Source organism: Pseudomonas sp. 05N434 (assembly GCF_056396965.1).
The window spans coordinates 1-15,092 of sequence record NZ_JBFTMK010000067.1; the positions used below are offsets into that span (position 1 = coordinate 1).

At 57.9% G+C, this 15,092-nt stretch carries 9 protein-coding genes and 2 pseudogenes; 3 read left to right on the forward strand and 8 right to left on the reverse strand.

Annotated elements, in window-relative coordinates; genetic code table 11:
* Both AC1DLB_RS07020 and AC1DLB_RS07025 read right to left on the reverse strand, forming a co-directional pair.
* Window positions 1-169, reverse strand: a pseudogene (locus AC1DLB_RS07020) (hydrolase); the annotation flags it as partial.
* A gap of 477 nt (window positions 170-646) precedes the next feature.
* On the reverse strand, window positions 647-1,078 hold the full coding sequence (locus tag AC1DLB_RS07025) for a nuclear transport factor 2 family protein (protein WP_086944282.1): 432 nt from the start codon (window positions 1,076-1,078) through the stop codon (window positions 647-649).
* 228 nt (window positions 1,079-1,306) lie between these two features.
* On the opposite strand from AC1DLB_RS07025, the pseudogene AC1DLB_RS07030 reads away from it, so the two are divergent.
* Together AC1DLB_RS07030 and AC1DLB_RS07035 are read left to right on the forward strand one after the other, a co-directional pair.
* Window positions 1,307-2,662 (forward strand): annotated as a pseudogene (locus AC1DLB_RS07030) (diguanylate cyclase domain-containing protein); the annotation flags it as partial.
* Window positions 2,663-3,318: 656 nt separating this feature from the next.
* Complete coding sequence (locus AC1DLB_RS07035; protein WP_026286402.1) at window positions 3,319-3,660, forward strand: hypothetical protein; 342 nt, start codon at window positions 3,319-3,321, stop codon at window positions 3,658-3,660.
* 142 nt (window positions 3,661-3,802) lie between these two features.
* Here AC1DLB_RS07035 and AC1DLB_RS07040 read toward each other — a convergent pair whose 3' ends face one another.
* The 4 genes from AC1DLB_RS07040 to AC1DLB_RS07055 form a co-directional block, all read right to left on the reverse strand.
* On the reverse strand, window positions 3,803-4,453 hold the full coding sequence (locus AC1DLB_RS07040) for an MliC family protein (RefSeq protein WP_192350520.1): 651 nt from the start codon (window positions 4,451-4,453) through the stop codon (window positions 3,803-3,805).
* A gap of 263 nt (window positions 4,454-4,716) precedes the next feature.
* On the reverse strand, window positions 4,717-6,132 hold the full coding sequence (locus tag AC1DLB_RS07045; protein WP_138867694.1) for an amino acid permease: 1,416 nt from the start codon (window positions 6,130-6,132) through the stop codon (window positions 4,717-4,719).
* Window positions 6,133-6,307: 175 nt separating this feature from the next.
* Entirely contained in the window at window positions 6,308-7,360 is a 1,053-nt protein-coding gene (locus AC1DLB_RS07050; RefSeq protein ID WP_477743097.1) for an ornithine cyclodeaminase, read from the reverse strand.
* A 50-nt stretch (window positions 7,361-7,410) separates the two neighbouring features.
* Window positions 7,411-8,445: a histone deacetylase family protein gene (locus AC1DLB_RS07055; RefSeq protein WP_192350518.1), complete on the reverse strand. Its 1,035-nt coding sequence runs from the start codon at window positions 8,443-8,445 to the stop codon at window positions 7,411-7,413.
* A gap of 119 nt (window positions 8,446-8,564) precedes the next feature.
* Here AC1DLB_RS07055 and AC1DLB_RS07060 point away from each other — a divergent pair, with 119 nt between their 5' ends.
* Window positions 8,565-9,065 (forward strand): Lrp/AsnC family transcriptional regulator, encoded by a 501-nt coding sequence (locus AC1DLB_RS07060; RefSeq protein ID WP_018925946.1) that lies wholly within the window; start codon window positions 8,565-8,567, stop codon window positions 9,063-9,065.
* Window positions 9,066-9,246: 181 nt separating this feature from the next.
* Here AC1DLB_RS07060 and AC1DLB_RS07065 read toward each other — a convergent pair whose 3' ends face one another.
* Together AC1DLB_RS07065 and wrbA are read right to left on the reverse strand one after the other, a co-directional pair.
* Window positions 9,247-14,061 (reverse strand): M10 family metallopeptidase C-terminal domain-containing protein, encoded by a 4,815-nt coding sequence (locus AC1DLB_RS07065; RefSeq protein WP_477784792.1) that lies wholly within the window; start codon window positions 14,059-14,061, stop codon window positions 9,247-9,249.
* 522 nt (window positions 14,062-14,583) lie between these two features.
* The coding region (gene wrbA / locus AC1DLB_RS07070) for an NAD(P)H:quinone oxidoreductase (protein ID WP_477784793.1) at window positions 14,584-15,092 on the reverse strand (509 nt) is incomplete at its 5' end.

The window sequence follows — 15,092 nt, forward strand, 5'->3', positions numbered from 1 at the left end:
CCTTGAAGCCCCGGGCTGCCTTGGCCACCAGTGCGGCGTTATTGCGCAGGGTGACGGCATCGATCGACTTGGTCGCAAAGGACATTTGCGACTGGTGATCGATCATGATCAGGGTGTGGTCGGTTGGGGTCAGCAGGGTTTTGCCCGGTACAGCTTTTGCGATGGCCATGATGATGTCCTTGCAAGTGGATTGTGGGTGGTTCACAGGGCCTATGGTTGCGTAGATTTCGATGCGGATATTGAGTCGATGTGCTGTTTTTGATTCAAGGCGCATCAGCACAAAGGTGGGGCGGCGGAGCATACAAAGGAACGCCTCAATGGACGCTCCGCGTTCGGCCCCGAAACCTCAAAGGCATTTCTGATTGCGACCTGACCCGCGTCACCCGGGCGGTGCATCTACTGACGCGCGAAGGCTGTGCCGTGCTGGATGTGATTCAGGCTCGGGCGTTGCAGCGGGAGGAGGGAGGGGTTCAAGGCCGCTGTTTAGCGGTGTAGCAAGGGACGCGATCGCGAGCAGGCTCGCTCCCACGAGTGATCGCTGGCGTGCACAAATAATGTGCTCACAGAAAATCCAGTGTGGGAGCGGGCTAGCTCGCGAAGAGGCCGGCACATCCAGCATTGCAACTGCCTGACACCCCTCGCCAGGTCAGAGCCGGAACGCTTGTCGTCCTACCAGTAACCATTTGCCTTGCTGTTTTTGCCAGATCTGAAAGTTCTCGATTTCCGTGGGAACAATCTCGGTACCCTTGATGGCCTGCGCCGAAAAATGATGGCGGACCAACGCCACATCACCCGATACGGTAATTTTCTGGTTCTGCATCTCCAGCGTCTTGAAAGCGCTTTTTCCGCTTTCAATGTCGGCGATGAACTCTTTCTTGTCCTGGACTTTCCCGCTGGAATGCCCGTAGGTCAGGTTTTCAGCGGTGAGCGCATTCAGTTGTGGGACGTTTTTGGTCAGCATCGCTTGAGTCAGATGGTCTACCGCAGTGGCAACATCCTTCTCGCTCGATGCGGGGGAGGCCGCCACGTAGCCACTGAACAGGCATAGAAAACCGATAATCAGTTTCACTTTTTTCATGGGTAATTCCTTGTTGTTATAGGTGCGAGGACGACAGATGGATTACGTCAACTCATCTGTCATCGTACAACATATCAGGTTTTTACCAATTGACGCAGATATGGCTTGCCGACCTGGAAACATTCCCGGCGCAGGGCTGACCTATCCATATGCATCAGCAATGCTGGCCAAAAGCCTTCTATAATGCGCAGCCTTTGACGCCAGTGTACTCAACAGCCCGGTATTTCCTTGAAACGCGATCTTCGACTTGCCACTTTTCTGATCTTTCTGGTGTGTGTCTCCGTGGTGCTGCTGACGGCCTGGCAGACATGGACAGCCCGACAGAACACCTTGAGCGACATCAATACCGATACATTGAACCTGACTCACGCGCTCAACACTTACACCGAGGGCACCTTCAAGCAAAGTGAAGTGCTGTTGCTGGGCCTGACAGAAAGGATCGAGAAAGACGGCACCGGCCCGGAGCAACTCAAACGGCTGAGCAAGTTGGTTGCCCAGCAGATGGATGCGCTCCCGCAATTAAATAATGTGGTGCTATATGACGCCCAAGGGGACTGGCTATTCTCGACCAACATGCTGATCTCATCCAATAGCAACAACGCAGATCGGGCGTTCTTCAAGCATCACCGAGACGTCGCGGATCGCGGTATCTATATCGGCCCGGCGATTCTCAGCCGTGTCACTTGCGCCTGGGTGATTTCCGTCAGCCGACGCATCGATCACCCTGATGGAAGTTTTGCCGGGGTAATCGCCGCGACTATCAGCCTCGAACACTTCCTCAAACTTTATCGAAGCATCCACGTGGGGCAATTCGGCGCGATCAGCCTGACCTCATCCGAAGGGCGCCTGCTGGTGCGGTATCCCTTTCAAGTGGAAGACATCGGCCGTGACCTGTCTCACGCACCCATATTCTCCGAATACTTGCGCAACACCTCATCGGGCACCGTGGATTTTGCGTCGAAAGTAGATGGCATCCATCGCCTCTACGCATTCAAGAGAAACGATCAATATCCTGTCGTCACGACGGTTGCGGTGGGGCAGGCCGAGGCAATGCAAGCGTGGCTCAGTCAGACAAAGCAATCTGTCGCTGTGGTGCTGCTGTTGTTGGGGCTCCTGGTCGCACTGGGACGCCGGCTGATTTCCCACATCAGCCGGCGTATTCGGGCGGAGGAAAAATTGCTCGCCACCCAAACCGCACTGATCGAGCTTAACCAGACGCTGGAAGTTCTCGCCAGCGAGGACAAACTCACCGGCCTCGCCAACCGCCGGCATCTCGATCAGTTCCTGGATGTCGAACTCAAACGCGCCAAGCGACTCGCAAGCCCGTTGTCACTGATCCTGATCGATGTGGACTTTTTCAAACGCTACAACGATCACTACGGCCATCTCGCTGGAGACGAATGTCTACGGATCATTGGTCAGGCGATCAAGCACTGTGTACGTCGCCCGGGAGACATGGCGGCTCGTTATGGCGGGGAAGAAATCGCCGTGGTGATGCCCAATACGGACGAATCAGGAGCGCGCAAGGTTGCCGAGGCGATCCTGTCGGGGATTGCGGCCGAGCAGCTTGCGCATACTGCTGCAACCGCCTACGCAGACGACGCCCAGTCGTGCCATTTTCTGCCCATCGCCGGCGCCAGTACCGGGTTGCAGCATTCGCAAACCGTCGGTGTGCTGTACAGCGAAAACACCCTGGACAACCTGCAATACCTCGAGCGTTACCACGATGTGGCGGTGAACGGCGCGCGCGATGCGCTGGATGCGCGGATTCGCGACGCGTTCATCAACAGCTCCGACCCAGAGTTGGCAATCGACTGGCTGATGAGTTCGTTACAGCAGCAGTTMCTGTCGGTGACCGTCTACAACAACCTCGATGCGTTGTTGCAGGCCCATCCGGATGTGGTGGTGATGCTCGATACGCATAACCGTCTGCTGACCCAACGCAACAGTCAGGTCGAAGCGCGTTTCGCCGCACGGTTCTACGATGCCAACCTGCAATACATCGGCAAGGCCGAAGGCGCCGTCGAGAAACAAATGCCTTCGGTCTGGGTACACCGTAAAGCTGCAGCCGAGATTGCCGCCCAGATCGATCAACAACGCGACCTGCAACTCAGCGCCTTGAAGCAGTTCGATGACTCGCTCAAAACCCTGGTGACTGCTGGCTGAACACCCGGACCATAACCGCAACGACAGTGACCCGTTGCGCAACGAAACAGATTTTTTACTTCAGGACTGCACCGATGCGCCCTTTATTTGTTCCTGCCATGGCTTTCGCCACCTTGCTGCTGGCCGGTTGTGCCACTGCGCCGAACGACCCGACGCAGATCCTGCAGACGAAAAAAACGCCTGCCGAATACGCCGATTGCGTGGTACCGAAGTTGCAGGGCAGCGCACTGAACCCGACGGTCTCGCAAACCCAGCGCAGCTACCGGATCGTGGTGCCGAGCAAAGTCGCCGCGGACAACGTCCTGGAAGCCTACAAAGCGCCGAACGGCGGCAAGGTGTTTTTGTATGAGCGCCACTTGCTGGCGTCGAACTTCATGCCTTCGAGTTTCGAACGTGCCGCGCAGGATTGCCTGTAACCCGTAACCGCTTTGAAAAATGCTCCTTTGGTTGGCCGCAACCAACCAATTTTTTGCCCCGTACCTTATGTGGTTTCGGGGCTTTTTTTTGCCTGCAGGTTTTGGGGCTGGGAGCAGGGCGCCGGTACTTGCGCCAGAGACATCAACCGACCGGCTCGGCCTTGCAACTCATTGGCCCTGAGCCAGGCTTCTGGAATAGCACCACGTCGCCGTCTTGCCAGAAACTGTAATTCCCTTGGGAGTCCTTGCCTGTGTATCGGGTTCCCGAATCACTCGGCTCCTGGTTCAGGACGATCGAGGTGTTCGCCCATTTCAGGTACACGACACCAGGCTGCGTGGTGAAGAAGGTGGCGGCAACCAGCGGGTCAAGCCCTGTACAACGAAAAGCCAGGGGGCCCTCGGTGAGTCTGTATGGGTCCTTGGTTCTCACGATGGCCGAGCCTTGGCGCAGCTGGTACGCGCGCTCGGCATAACTGCGGACTGTGCACGTCTTGGGGACAGGTGTGGAGGCGCACTGATTGCGGGCATCGATCCAGAACTGCTGGTCGATCATGATTTTGTCCGGACGCGGCACTGAATGTTCATCCGTGAGCGCCAGGCGATAAAGACGCGTCAGTTCGATATCCATCTGCGCCAGCTGCGGATCGCGACAAATCAGCTTTTCGACGGACGCCTTTGCCTCGGCACAGTCGAAGCTGGTCTTGAAGGTTGGTGCTGCATTAACACAAGTGCTCGCCGCCGCGCATACGCTGGCAGCGAGTAGACAGGTGAAAAGGGCCGTGACCGTTTTCATGTTGGCTTCACCCAGATCATTACGTGATGCCCGGATTGCCGTGGGATTGATCAATGCGTTGAATAGTTATTCGTTCGCATTGGTGTATCGCAGTGTAAGTCAGTGCTCAGAACTTGCCATACCGCTCGGCGGCGGTGGGGTTGCAGGAGCGAGTTAGCCGCCACTGAAATTTGACGGCCTTCGCCTGCAGCTATTCGACCCGCGGGTGCCCCACAAATGCCACGTCACTCTAGGGGGGGCGCCCCCAAAGGCTCCAGGTAAAATCAGTTGTACTGACTTATCGATCCAGCTGCGGGTTTGGGCCTCCAGGTGTGGGTCAGCTGATAGGCAATTGCCAACCATATAAACCACCCCGGCATGACCATTAAAGCAATCCGGGTGTCAGGTCTTAATGCCAGCAAACAGAGTACAAAGCCCAGGAACGCCAAGGAGAACCAGGCCATCGGCACGCCGCCAGGCATCTTGTAGGCCGATTGCGCATGCAGATCGGGCCGGCTTCTGCGATAGGCAATGTACGACGCGAGGATGGTCGACCAAGTGAAAATCACCAGGATCGCCGACACGGTCGAGACGATGGTGAACGCTGTCATGACTTCCGGAACGATGAACAGCAACAGCACTCCCACCAGCATCAACAGTGTGGTGAACGCCAGGCTCAGCAGAGGCACGCTATTGCCCGACAAACGCCGAAAAATCCCTGGAGCATTGTCGTGACTGGCCAGCCCAAACAGCATGCGGCTGGATGAAAATACGCCACTGTTGGCCGATGAAGCGGCAGATGTCAGCACGACAAAGTTGACGATACCTGCTGCTGCGGGAAATCCCGCAACCAGAAACAGTTCGACGAAAGGACTCTTGTTGGGCGAAACCTGTTGCCAGGAGGTCACCGCAATAATGCAGGCCAGTGCCAGCACATAAAACAGGATGATTCTCAGCGGAATCGAGTTGATGGCTTTAGGCAGGGTCTTCTCGGGGGAGCGGGTTTCGGCTGCTGCTGTGCCGATCAGCTCGGTGCCGGCAAAGGAGAAGATGGCCATCTGGAAACCGGCAAAGAAACCGAACAGGCCGTTGGGGAAGGCTGCCTGTTTATCCAGCAGGTGGTTCAGGGAGGCAGTGACGCCATTGGGTGAGACGAAGGAGCTGGCAATCAGCACCATGCTGACGCCAATCAAGGTGACGACGGCTATGATCTTGATGATCGCGAACCAAAACTCCACTTCACCGAAAAGCCTGACCGTCAGCACATTCAAGGCAAACAGCGTCATTAGCACGCCGATGGCCGGTATCCAGGCGGGTACATCAGGGAACCAGTATTGAAAGAAGCCGCCGACCACCACGGCATCACCCACTACCGCGACGCTCCAACTCAGCCAGTACGACCAACCGAGAAAAAATGCTGCTCGCGGGCCAAGGTAGGCACCGGCAAAATCCGCGAAGCTTTTGAAGTTTAAGTTGGAGAGCAACAGTTCGCCCATGGCGCGCATGACGAAGTAGACGAACAAGCCGATGATCATATAGATGAGGATGATCGACGTGCCGGAAAGGGCGATGATCTTCCCGGAGCCCATGAACAGCCCTGTACCAATGGCGCCTCCCATGGCCATTAACTGAATGTGACGATTGCTGAGGGTGCGCTGCAGCGCGGGCTGTTCAGGCAGCCCGGACGGAGTCGTTTTCATTACAAAAMCTCTTGATTTTATGTTTTTGAGTTTTGGCAGAAAGTGGGTGTCTAGCGTTCTTGTTAGAGATGCAACGGCTACTGACGGTGGTGGTTTGCGTGTGGCAGGGTTTCTCGTCCGGTCACACGGTGAGTAGCCCCTTGGCACTTTGCTCAGGAGGCCTCACCTATGGCGATCAGCTGACTGTGCGCAGGCGCGAGGGAACTGCTGGCTGCTGATCAAGCAGTTGATAGAGGTTTTTTATGTTGGCAGGCGTCGGCACCAGATGGATGCGCTCACCGATGGCATGCTCCCGCGCAAGGTCGTGCACGTAGCGCAGTGACGAAAAGTCTTCGAGTGCAAAACCCACGGAATCGAAAACCGTGACCTGGGCGTCGTTCTCACGGCCCGCGACTTCACCTTGAACAATCCGGAAGAATTCGACGACGGGAAAGTCGGCCTCCAGTTGTTGAATATCGCCTTCAATCCGGGTTTGAGGCTCAAACTCAACGATGACCCGGGCATTGCGCAGGATGTCGGCGTGCAGTTCGGTTTTCCCAGGGCAATCACCGCCGACGGCATTGATATGCATGCCGGGCTCGATCATCTCGGGCGTCAGAATCGTTGCATAGGCCTTGTCTGCAGTGACCGTGGTGACGATGTGCGCACCCTTGACCGCGTCCTGTACCGAGTTGGCCAGAATCACCTCGATATCCGGGAATGCGGCTAGGTTGTGCTTCAACTTAAGTGAAGCGTCGCGATCGATATCGAAAATGCGGATTTCCTTGATGGACAGCATTTCGTAGAAGGCGATGGCTTGAAATTCGCTCTGGGCGCCATTGCCGATGATTGCCATGGCGCTTGCACCCGGGCGCGCCAGGGACTGCGCGACCAGGGCGGAGGTCGCGGCAGTGCGCACGGCCGTGGTCAGCGTCAGTTCGCTGAGCAAGGTTGGATAGCCACTGTGGACGTCGGCCAGGACACCGAAGGCCATGACCGTCAGCAAATTGCTTTGACCGTTGTCCGGGTGACCGTTCACGTATTTGAACGAGTACTGTTGGCCGTCGTCGGTCGGCATCAACTCGATCACACCTTCGGCCGAATGATTGGCGGTGCGCGGCGACTTATCAAACTGCACCCAGCGTGAGTAGTCAGCTTCGATGTAAGCCGCCATTTCGCGTATTGCCAGACGGATTCCCACCTTGGCGAACAGGCGTGCGGCATGATCGACGTCTATAAAAAGAGTCATGTTTTTATTCTCCGATTCAATAGTTGAAACGCTGCGATTCAGGGGATGACTCAGGTGCGTTTGCTCTCGTAACCGTGCAGCACGTTGACCGCATTGATCCCGATTTCATCGACCATGTAGCCGCCCTCCATCACGAACAGGGCGGGGCAGCCCACGCCCGCTATCAGCTCGCCGATGCCGATGAAATCGTCGCTTTCCAGCAGAAAGTGGCTGATGGGGTCGTCCTTGAATGTGTCGACGCCGAGTGAAATAACCAGCACTTCAGGGGCGAATTGCTGAAGTTTCTTGCAGGCGTGGAGCAGGGCGTTGCGATAGCTTTCCCAGGTGGTGTTCTTCGGCAACGGGTAGTTGAGGTTGTAACCTTCGCCGTGGCCGGCGCCGACTTCGTGGCTGTAGCCTGAGTAATACGGATAGGACACCGTCGGTTCGCCGTGCAGCGAGACAAACATGACGTCACTGCGCCCGTAGAAGATGTTCTGGGTGCCGTTGCCATGATGAAAGTCGACGTCCAGTACCGCGACACGTTTGGCGCCTTGGGTAATGGCGTGCTGTGCGGCAATGGCGGCGTTGTTGAGATAGCAATAGCCGCCCATGTATTCACGTGCTGCGTGATGGCCGGGCGGACGGCACAGGGCAAAAGCACTGTCGTGGCCTTCATCGATCAGCGCCAGCCCGGTCAGCGCGATATCGGCGCTGGTTTTTACCGCTTGCCATGTGGTGGCGGTAATCGGGGAGCCGGCGTCCATGGCGTAGAAACCCAACTTGCCGTCGATGTAAGTCGGCACATGCTCGTTAGCCAGATCGCGCACTGGCCATACCAGCGGCAAGGCATCGTGGGTGCGTCCGGTTGCGCTCCATTCAGACCAGGCCGATTCAAGAAAGGTTACGTAGCGCTCGCTGTGCGCGTTGACATAGCACGACCGGTCAAAGGCTCGCGGTTCGATGACCTGACCAAGCCCGACCTGCTTGACCCGATGATGGACGGTATCGGCCCGACTGGGCTGTTCGAAGGACGGCTTGAGTACGCCGTCTTTCAATTCGGTGCCGTGGTGCAAACGGTGGGAATCACTGAAAACTGTAAACATTGTGCGCATCCGTTGATGTGAGCCAGTACAAATATTTTGTTCTGGTACGGATGCGATTTCTTTGCTTTGTTTTCGGTGTTTGGTAGATATTGCGGGAGGTTTTACTCAGGAATGGCGCAATGCAGAAAAAAACATCCAAGCGCATCAGTCTCGACGACACCGACCTGGCGATTCTCGCATTGCTGCAGGAGGATGCGAGTATCTCCAACGCCGAGCTCAGTGAGCGCCTGTCGTTAAGCCTTACGCCTTGCTGGCGGCGGCGTAAGAGAATGGAGGAGGCGGGAGTGATTAAGGGCTATCAGGCTAACCTTGATCGACGAATGCTGGGGCTGGACATCATGGCGTTCGTGCACATCCGTTTTTCCACCCACGCCGATCACGCCCCCGACGACTTCGAGGCGGTGATTGCGCAGTTGCCCGAAGTGTTGTCCTGCCACAAGATCACCGGGGATGCCGACTACGTGCTGCAAGTGTTGGCAGAGGATCTTGATAGCTACAGTGACTTTATCGAGCAGGTGCTCAGGCGCCAGGTGGGTATTGCCTCCATCCAGTCCAGCCTGGCATTACGCGAGGTCAAGACCAGTAGCCGTATTGCGATACCCAAATCGAGCAAGGACTGAAGGGCAGGGGTTGGATCACCTTTCCAAAACCTACCTTGACCGAGTTTTTTTCTCGCTGGCGAAATTGACGCCTGCCCCCGTACCAGAATGCAAAATGCAGGAGCAGGCAAGCCCGCTCCTGCATTTTGACCTGTGGCTGTCCTCGATTTTTCGAGCACTGCAAATCCCTTTTGGGCGTAACTCAGGCTGTGAAATCGCTGGCGTGCAACTCCGTGACGCCCACCAGTGTGATTTCGAACTCGGGGGCGGCGTCGGCATCGACACTGCCATAGAGAATGCCATCGGCAAAGCGCAGTTGGCCGGTGGCGTCGGCAGGGTCGAAGGCGTTGGCGCCGATGAAGGTGAAGGCGTCGATAGCAGTGGTCAGCGGGTTGGCGTCCAGGCCGGAGAAGTCCAGATGATCACCCTCGGTGCTCTTGAAACCGTTGATCACATCGCGTAAAGCGCCGGCGCCCATGTCCGACAGCGCATCAAACACGTAGGTATCCGCGCCAGTGCCTCCGGTGAGGTTGTCGGTGCCGGCACCGCCGATCAGCCGGTCATTGCCCGAACCGCCCACCAACGTATCGTTGCCCGCACCACCGTTCAGAACGTTCGCGCCGCTGCTACCCGACAGAGTGTCGGCGTAGGCGCTTCCCGTGAGGTTTTCGAAKAGCTTCACGGTGTCGAGCCCGGAACCCACGGTGTTTTGCTGCGCTGACGTCGAGAGGTTGACGGTAACGCCAGACGCGGCGCGTTCAAAAGACACCGTGTCATTGCCCTCGCGTCCGTCCAGCACGTTGTTGCCGGCTCCGGCGAACAGCGTGTTGTCCAACGCGTTGCCCGTGCCATTGGCGGCGCCAGTGCTATCGATATACAGATGCTCGACGTTGTTGCCGAGGGTATAGGCCGCCAGGCTGCTGTGCACGCTGTCGATCCCACCGGACAGCGCATTGCTGTTGATCTCGATCACGATGTCGTCGGCGTTGTCGACATAGTAAGTGTCGCTGCCATCGCCGCCGCTCATGCTGTCGCCCCCTGCGGCACCATCGAGCACATTATTGCCGGCATTGCCGGTGATGAAGTTGTGCTGCTCATTGCCGGTGCCGTTGATGCCCGACACGCCGGTGAGCACCAGGTTCTCGAGATTGGCGCCCAGGGTCCAGCTGACCGAGGCCTGTACCGTATCGATCTGCGAGGTCGAGGTGTTGCTTTCCACCACGCGGTCGAGCACGTTGTTGACCACATAAATGTCGTTACCATCGCCACCGGTCATGGTGTCGGCGCCCAGGCCGCCATCCAGTGTGTCGTTGCCCGAGCTGCCCACCAGGGTATCCGCCTGGTCGGTACCGGAAATCATCGTCCGGTTGTTGTCGAAAATGTCCTGCACGCTGTTGTTGTCGTTGGGGTTGCCCTGGAAGCCAAAGTCATTGGCGATGTAGTCGGCCAGGCGCTGGCCGACGATTTCCGCCGATTCCTCGTGCAGGTGCCAGACGTCGTCGGGATACGTCAGCGGATCGACTTCGTGTCGCAAGGGGAGGTCGTTGTAGTCCACCGCCAGCTTGACGTCGGCGCGCTCGGCGGCAATGGCTTCCTGGGCGGCGTGAACATAGCCAACCCCCTCGACGATGGAGGCGATCTTCTCTTCCGAATAGCCACGGGCGCGCGCCGCGTCCTGCTCGTAGTGACCGGTTTCCATCATGTACACGTCGAAGTTGCCGAACTGGGCATGCAGGTAGTCAAACACCTTTAGGGTCGCATCCTTGTAGGCCGCTGCTGCCGCTGCTTTGTCCGTGGCTTGGGCGATCTCCTGAGCGGCTTCCTCACCCTGGCCCCAAATGATGCCCATGGTGACGTTATTGATCGATTGCAGTTCGGAGCGCTGTTCGCTCAGCAGCGTCACGGCGCGCAACAGCGCAGCCCCGGGTTGGTCGGTGTCGGTCAGCCACCAGCACAACTTGAGTTCCTCGGCGCTGAGCGTCGACAGGCCGGTGACCGTGCTGCCGCCCACCGCGATGTCGATGCCGTTGCCATCGGCATCGGTGAACTGGCTGCGCACGTCATAGGGGGTGTAGCGATCCAGGTCGTTGACCAGCATCGAGGTGCCGGACTGATTGTCGTCCTCTGTCATGCGCAGCAGGCGCGCATTGGATTGGCCGAGGGTGGGCAGGTAGAGGATGTCCTGCTGGGCGTGCTGGCCAAACACGAAGTCACTGGCGGTCAGGGTGTTGAGGTAGTTGCCGCTGAGGGCGATTTCAAATCGATTACCATCGGCATCCGCTTCGGCGGACTTGATGTAGGTCTTGTCGCCCGCCGCGTTGAGGGTGATGTACAACGTGCCATTGTGGCCATCGCCAAGGCCGACAAAGCCCAGGCCTGACACATCGATTTTGTCGACGCCCGCGGTGAAGTCATAGATCGTGTCAGTGGCCGTGATACCACCCGTGTCGTAGTCGCGGTAGCTGTCGAGCAGGTTGGTATAGCGGAAGGTGTCGGCACCGTCGCCACCATACAGCGAGTCGCGTCCGCCGCCGCCGTCGACGGTGTCGGCGCCAGCGCCGGCCTTGATCGTGTCGTTGCCACCGAGGCCGAGGATCAGGTCGGCACCCGCCGTGCCGTTGAGGGTTTCGGCATTGTTGGTGCCGGTGACGGTGTTGGCCACTACCAGATCGAAGCTATCGCTGGCCGATGCACCGGCCGGGTCCATGGCCTTTATCAGCACGTTGTAATTGCCGGATGCGGTGCTGGTCGGCGTGCCGCTGAAGGTCAGGTTGGTGGCATTGAAGCTCAGCCACGCGGGCAGGGCGCTGCCATCGGACAGGGTGGCGCTGTAGTTGAGGCTGTCATTATCCGGATCGGTGAAGCTGGTGGCCGGCACCACGTAGCTGAACGGGGTGTTTTCGGCTGCTTTCTGATCCAGCAGAGGCGTCGCCAGCAATGGCGCATGGTTGGTCGATGATGACGTGGCGAAGACGAAGTTGGCGCTGGTCAGCTTGTCGAGGTAGTTACCGTTCAGTGCCACTTCGAAGCGGTTGCCATCGGCGTCGGCAGTCAGGGACTTGATGTAAGTCTTGGTCCCGGTACTGTTGAGCGCCACGTACACGGTGTTGTTCTTGCCATCCCCCAGACCGGTGAAACCCATGGCCGAGAGGTCGATCTTGTCGGCGGTGATATCGAAATCGGTGATCAGGTCGCCAAGGTTGGCACCGCCGGTGTTGTAGTTGCGGTAACTGTCCAGGCGATTGGAAAACACAAAGGTGTCCGCTCCGGCACCACCGGTGAGGGTGTCCATGCCGGCACCGCCGTCGAGCTTGTCGTCGCCGGCGCCGCCACTGAGACTATCGTTGCCCGCCAGGCCGAGCAGGGTGTCGGCCGAATCACTGCCCAGCAGCGAGTCGTTGCCGCTGGTGCCGGTGAGCACACGATTGAAGATGAAATTGCTGGCGGTCAGAGTGCTGGCGAGGTTGCCCGAGAGTATCAATTCGAAGCGATTGCCACTGGCGTCGGCATCGTAGTCCTTGATGTAGGTGCGGTTAGTGCTGGCGCTGTAGCTGACTTGCAGGGTACTGCCATGGCCATTGCCCAGGCCGGTGAAACCGAGGCCGGCGAGGTCGATCTTGTCCTGGGTGACATCGAAGTCGGTGATGGTGTCATCGAAGCTCGCGGTTGCGTTGCGGTAGCTGTCGGACTGAGTGGTGAAACGGAACGTATCGGCGCCGGTACCGCCGGTGAGTTTGTCGATGCCTGCACCGCCTACCAGAATGTCGTCACCGGCCCCGCCATTGATGGTGTCGTTGCCAGCACCGCCATAGAAAATCTCGCTGCCGGCGCTGCCCAGCAGGGTGTCGTTGCCAGTTGTGCCTTGCACGGTGGTCATCGGGACCGTGTCGCTGACGTAACTGCCGTCGCCATAGACCAGCGTCGCACCGTTGCTGGTGTGGCTGATGGTGTTGCCGATGATGGCGTTGCGATCAGTGCCGTCTTCATTGCGTTCCGCAACGCCGTAGGTCGACAGGTTACTGCCGGTGATGATGTTGCTCTGGATGATGTTATCGCTGCCGTTGTAGTACTTGCCGGACACACCCAGGGTGTCGTTGTAGGACTGGATGATGATCTCCGGTACGGGGTTGCCCAGGGAATTGCTGTGGAGCGTGTTGTCGATAAGCTCGACGTGGTTGCTGCCGTAGATACGGACCCCGGCGCTGGTGTTGTCGTGAATGTCGACGCCGCTGACCGTCACTTCGCTGGACATTTTGATCAGCACCCCTTCGGCGCCGTTGCCATACACCTCGCCACCGGTGATGGTGATGTTGCTGGGGGAGGGGATGTTCTCGCTGCCGCGCTGCRCCACGATGCCATTGCCGCCGTTGTTGTAGGCAACGTTATTGGTGAGTGTGAAGTCGTGGGTGCTGGTCACGACGTTGAAACCGTGCCGGTCGTTGTCGTAGGCGACGTTGTTTTCGAAGGTGCTGTTGCTCAGGAAGTCAGCTACGAAACCGTCCAGGCCGTTGCCGTGGGACACGCTGTTCTTGATGACCATGTTGACGGTCTGCTCGTGGGGGTCGAAACCGTACCCCGAGCAGTCCTTGATCTCGACGCTGTCGAGGGTGACGTTGGAGTCGTAGCCTGCTTGCCCGGGAATGTAGCCGTTGAACCAACCGTCGATCTTGCCCGTAGTGTTGTCACGGTTGCCGTCAATGGTGAGCTYGCTGACGCCGAAGTCGTGGGTTTCCTCGCCATAGGCGGAGCGGATGACTCCGGTGATCTTGGTGTCGGAGCCGTCAGCCACCTTGACGGTGGTAGCGCCCATGCCGTCGCCGTACAGGTAGACGTTGCTCTTGAGCATCAGGCAACCGTCGGAAGGTTCCACTCCTCCCGAAACGATATAGGTTCCGGTCGGTACGTAAACCTGCCCCCCGCCTGCGGCGGCCGCCGCATCAATTGCACTTTGTATCGCCGCTGTGTCGTCAGTGATGCCATCTCCTTTGGCGCCAAAATTTTGTACATTGAAAATCATGAGCTTATCTCCGTATCAGGCAAGAACCTCGGAAGATGCCAATATTCCATCGACAGCCACCGTGGTTTGACCCAGCGGAGTGCAAAAGTTATGACCGCATATCGGGGATGTGTCAAAAAACCGGACTAACTGATTAGCGGTTGAGAAGGTGTTTCAAAAAAATAACAGATTGTTGACGCTCACTCCGGTAGCGAGCGATGGCTCTGTGGGAGCGGTTTTTCATCATTGAGGTGTGTTACGAGGTGCTATCGATAGCCCGCAGGTGCGCTGCCGCAATGTTGTATGCGCGATGCTTGAGCTGGAGGTGTATGAGCGGCATGGGTAATGAGGAGCGACCTCACTGGAACGTCGCTCCTCTGAATCCAACAACGCTTACGTCGTCTTCAATGACTCCCGACGCGCAAGGCTTTCTCTAGAATCGCCAAGCCACCCGCGAGTATCAGCGGCGCGGTGGTGAAGTCCGCCCCGGCCTTACACAGGCTAGCTCGTGTCCTGCAATACGCGCCCATTCAGGTGCTTGCATTAACCCGCGATCTTGATTGCAAGCTCAGCGACGTGTTTCCCCTGGAAACGCGCAATATCCAGTTCATTTTTTGACGGTTGCCGTTTACCGTCAGCGCCTGCCAGGGTGGTCGCGCCATAGGGCGTACCGCCGGTGATCTCGCTCATGTTGGTCAGCCCTGCGCAGGTGTAAGGCACACCCACGATGACCATCCCTTGATGCAGGAGTGTGCTGTGAAACGACGTAATCGTGGTTTCCTGGCCACCGTGCTGGGTGCCGGTCGATGCAAAGACACTGCCGATTTTCCCGACCAGCGCGCCGCTCATCCACAGTCCGCCGGTCTGGTCGAGAAACGTGCGCATCTGTCCCGCCATATTGCCGAAGCGCGTCGGTGTACCAAAGATGATTGCATCGTAATTGCCCAGCTCGTCAGGTGTCGCCACCGGTGCCTTCTGGTCAAGTTTGACGCCGATGGCTGCTGCCTGTTCGGCCGGGATGGTTTCAGCAACACGCTTGAGCGTCACGTCGG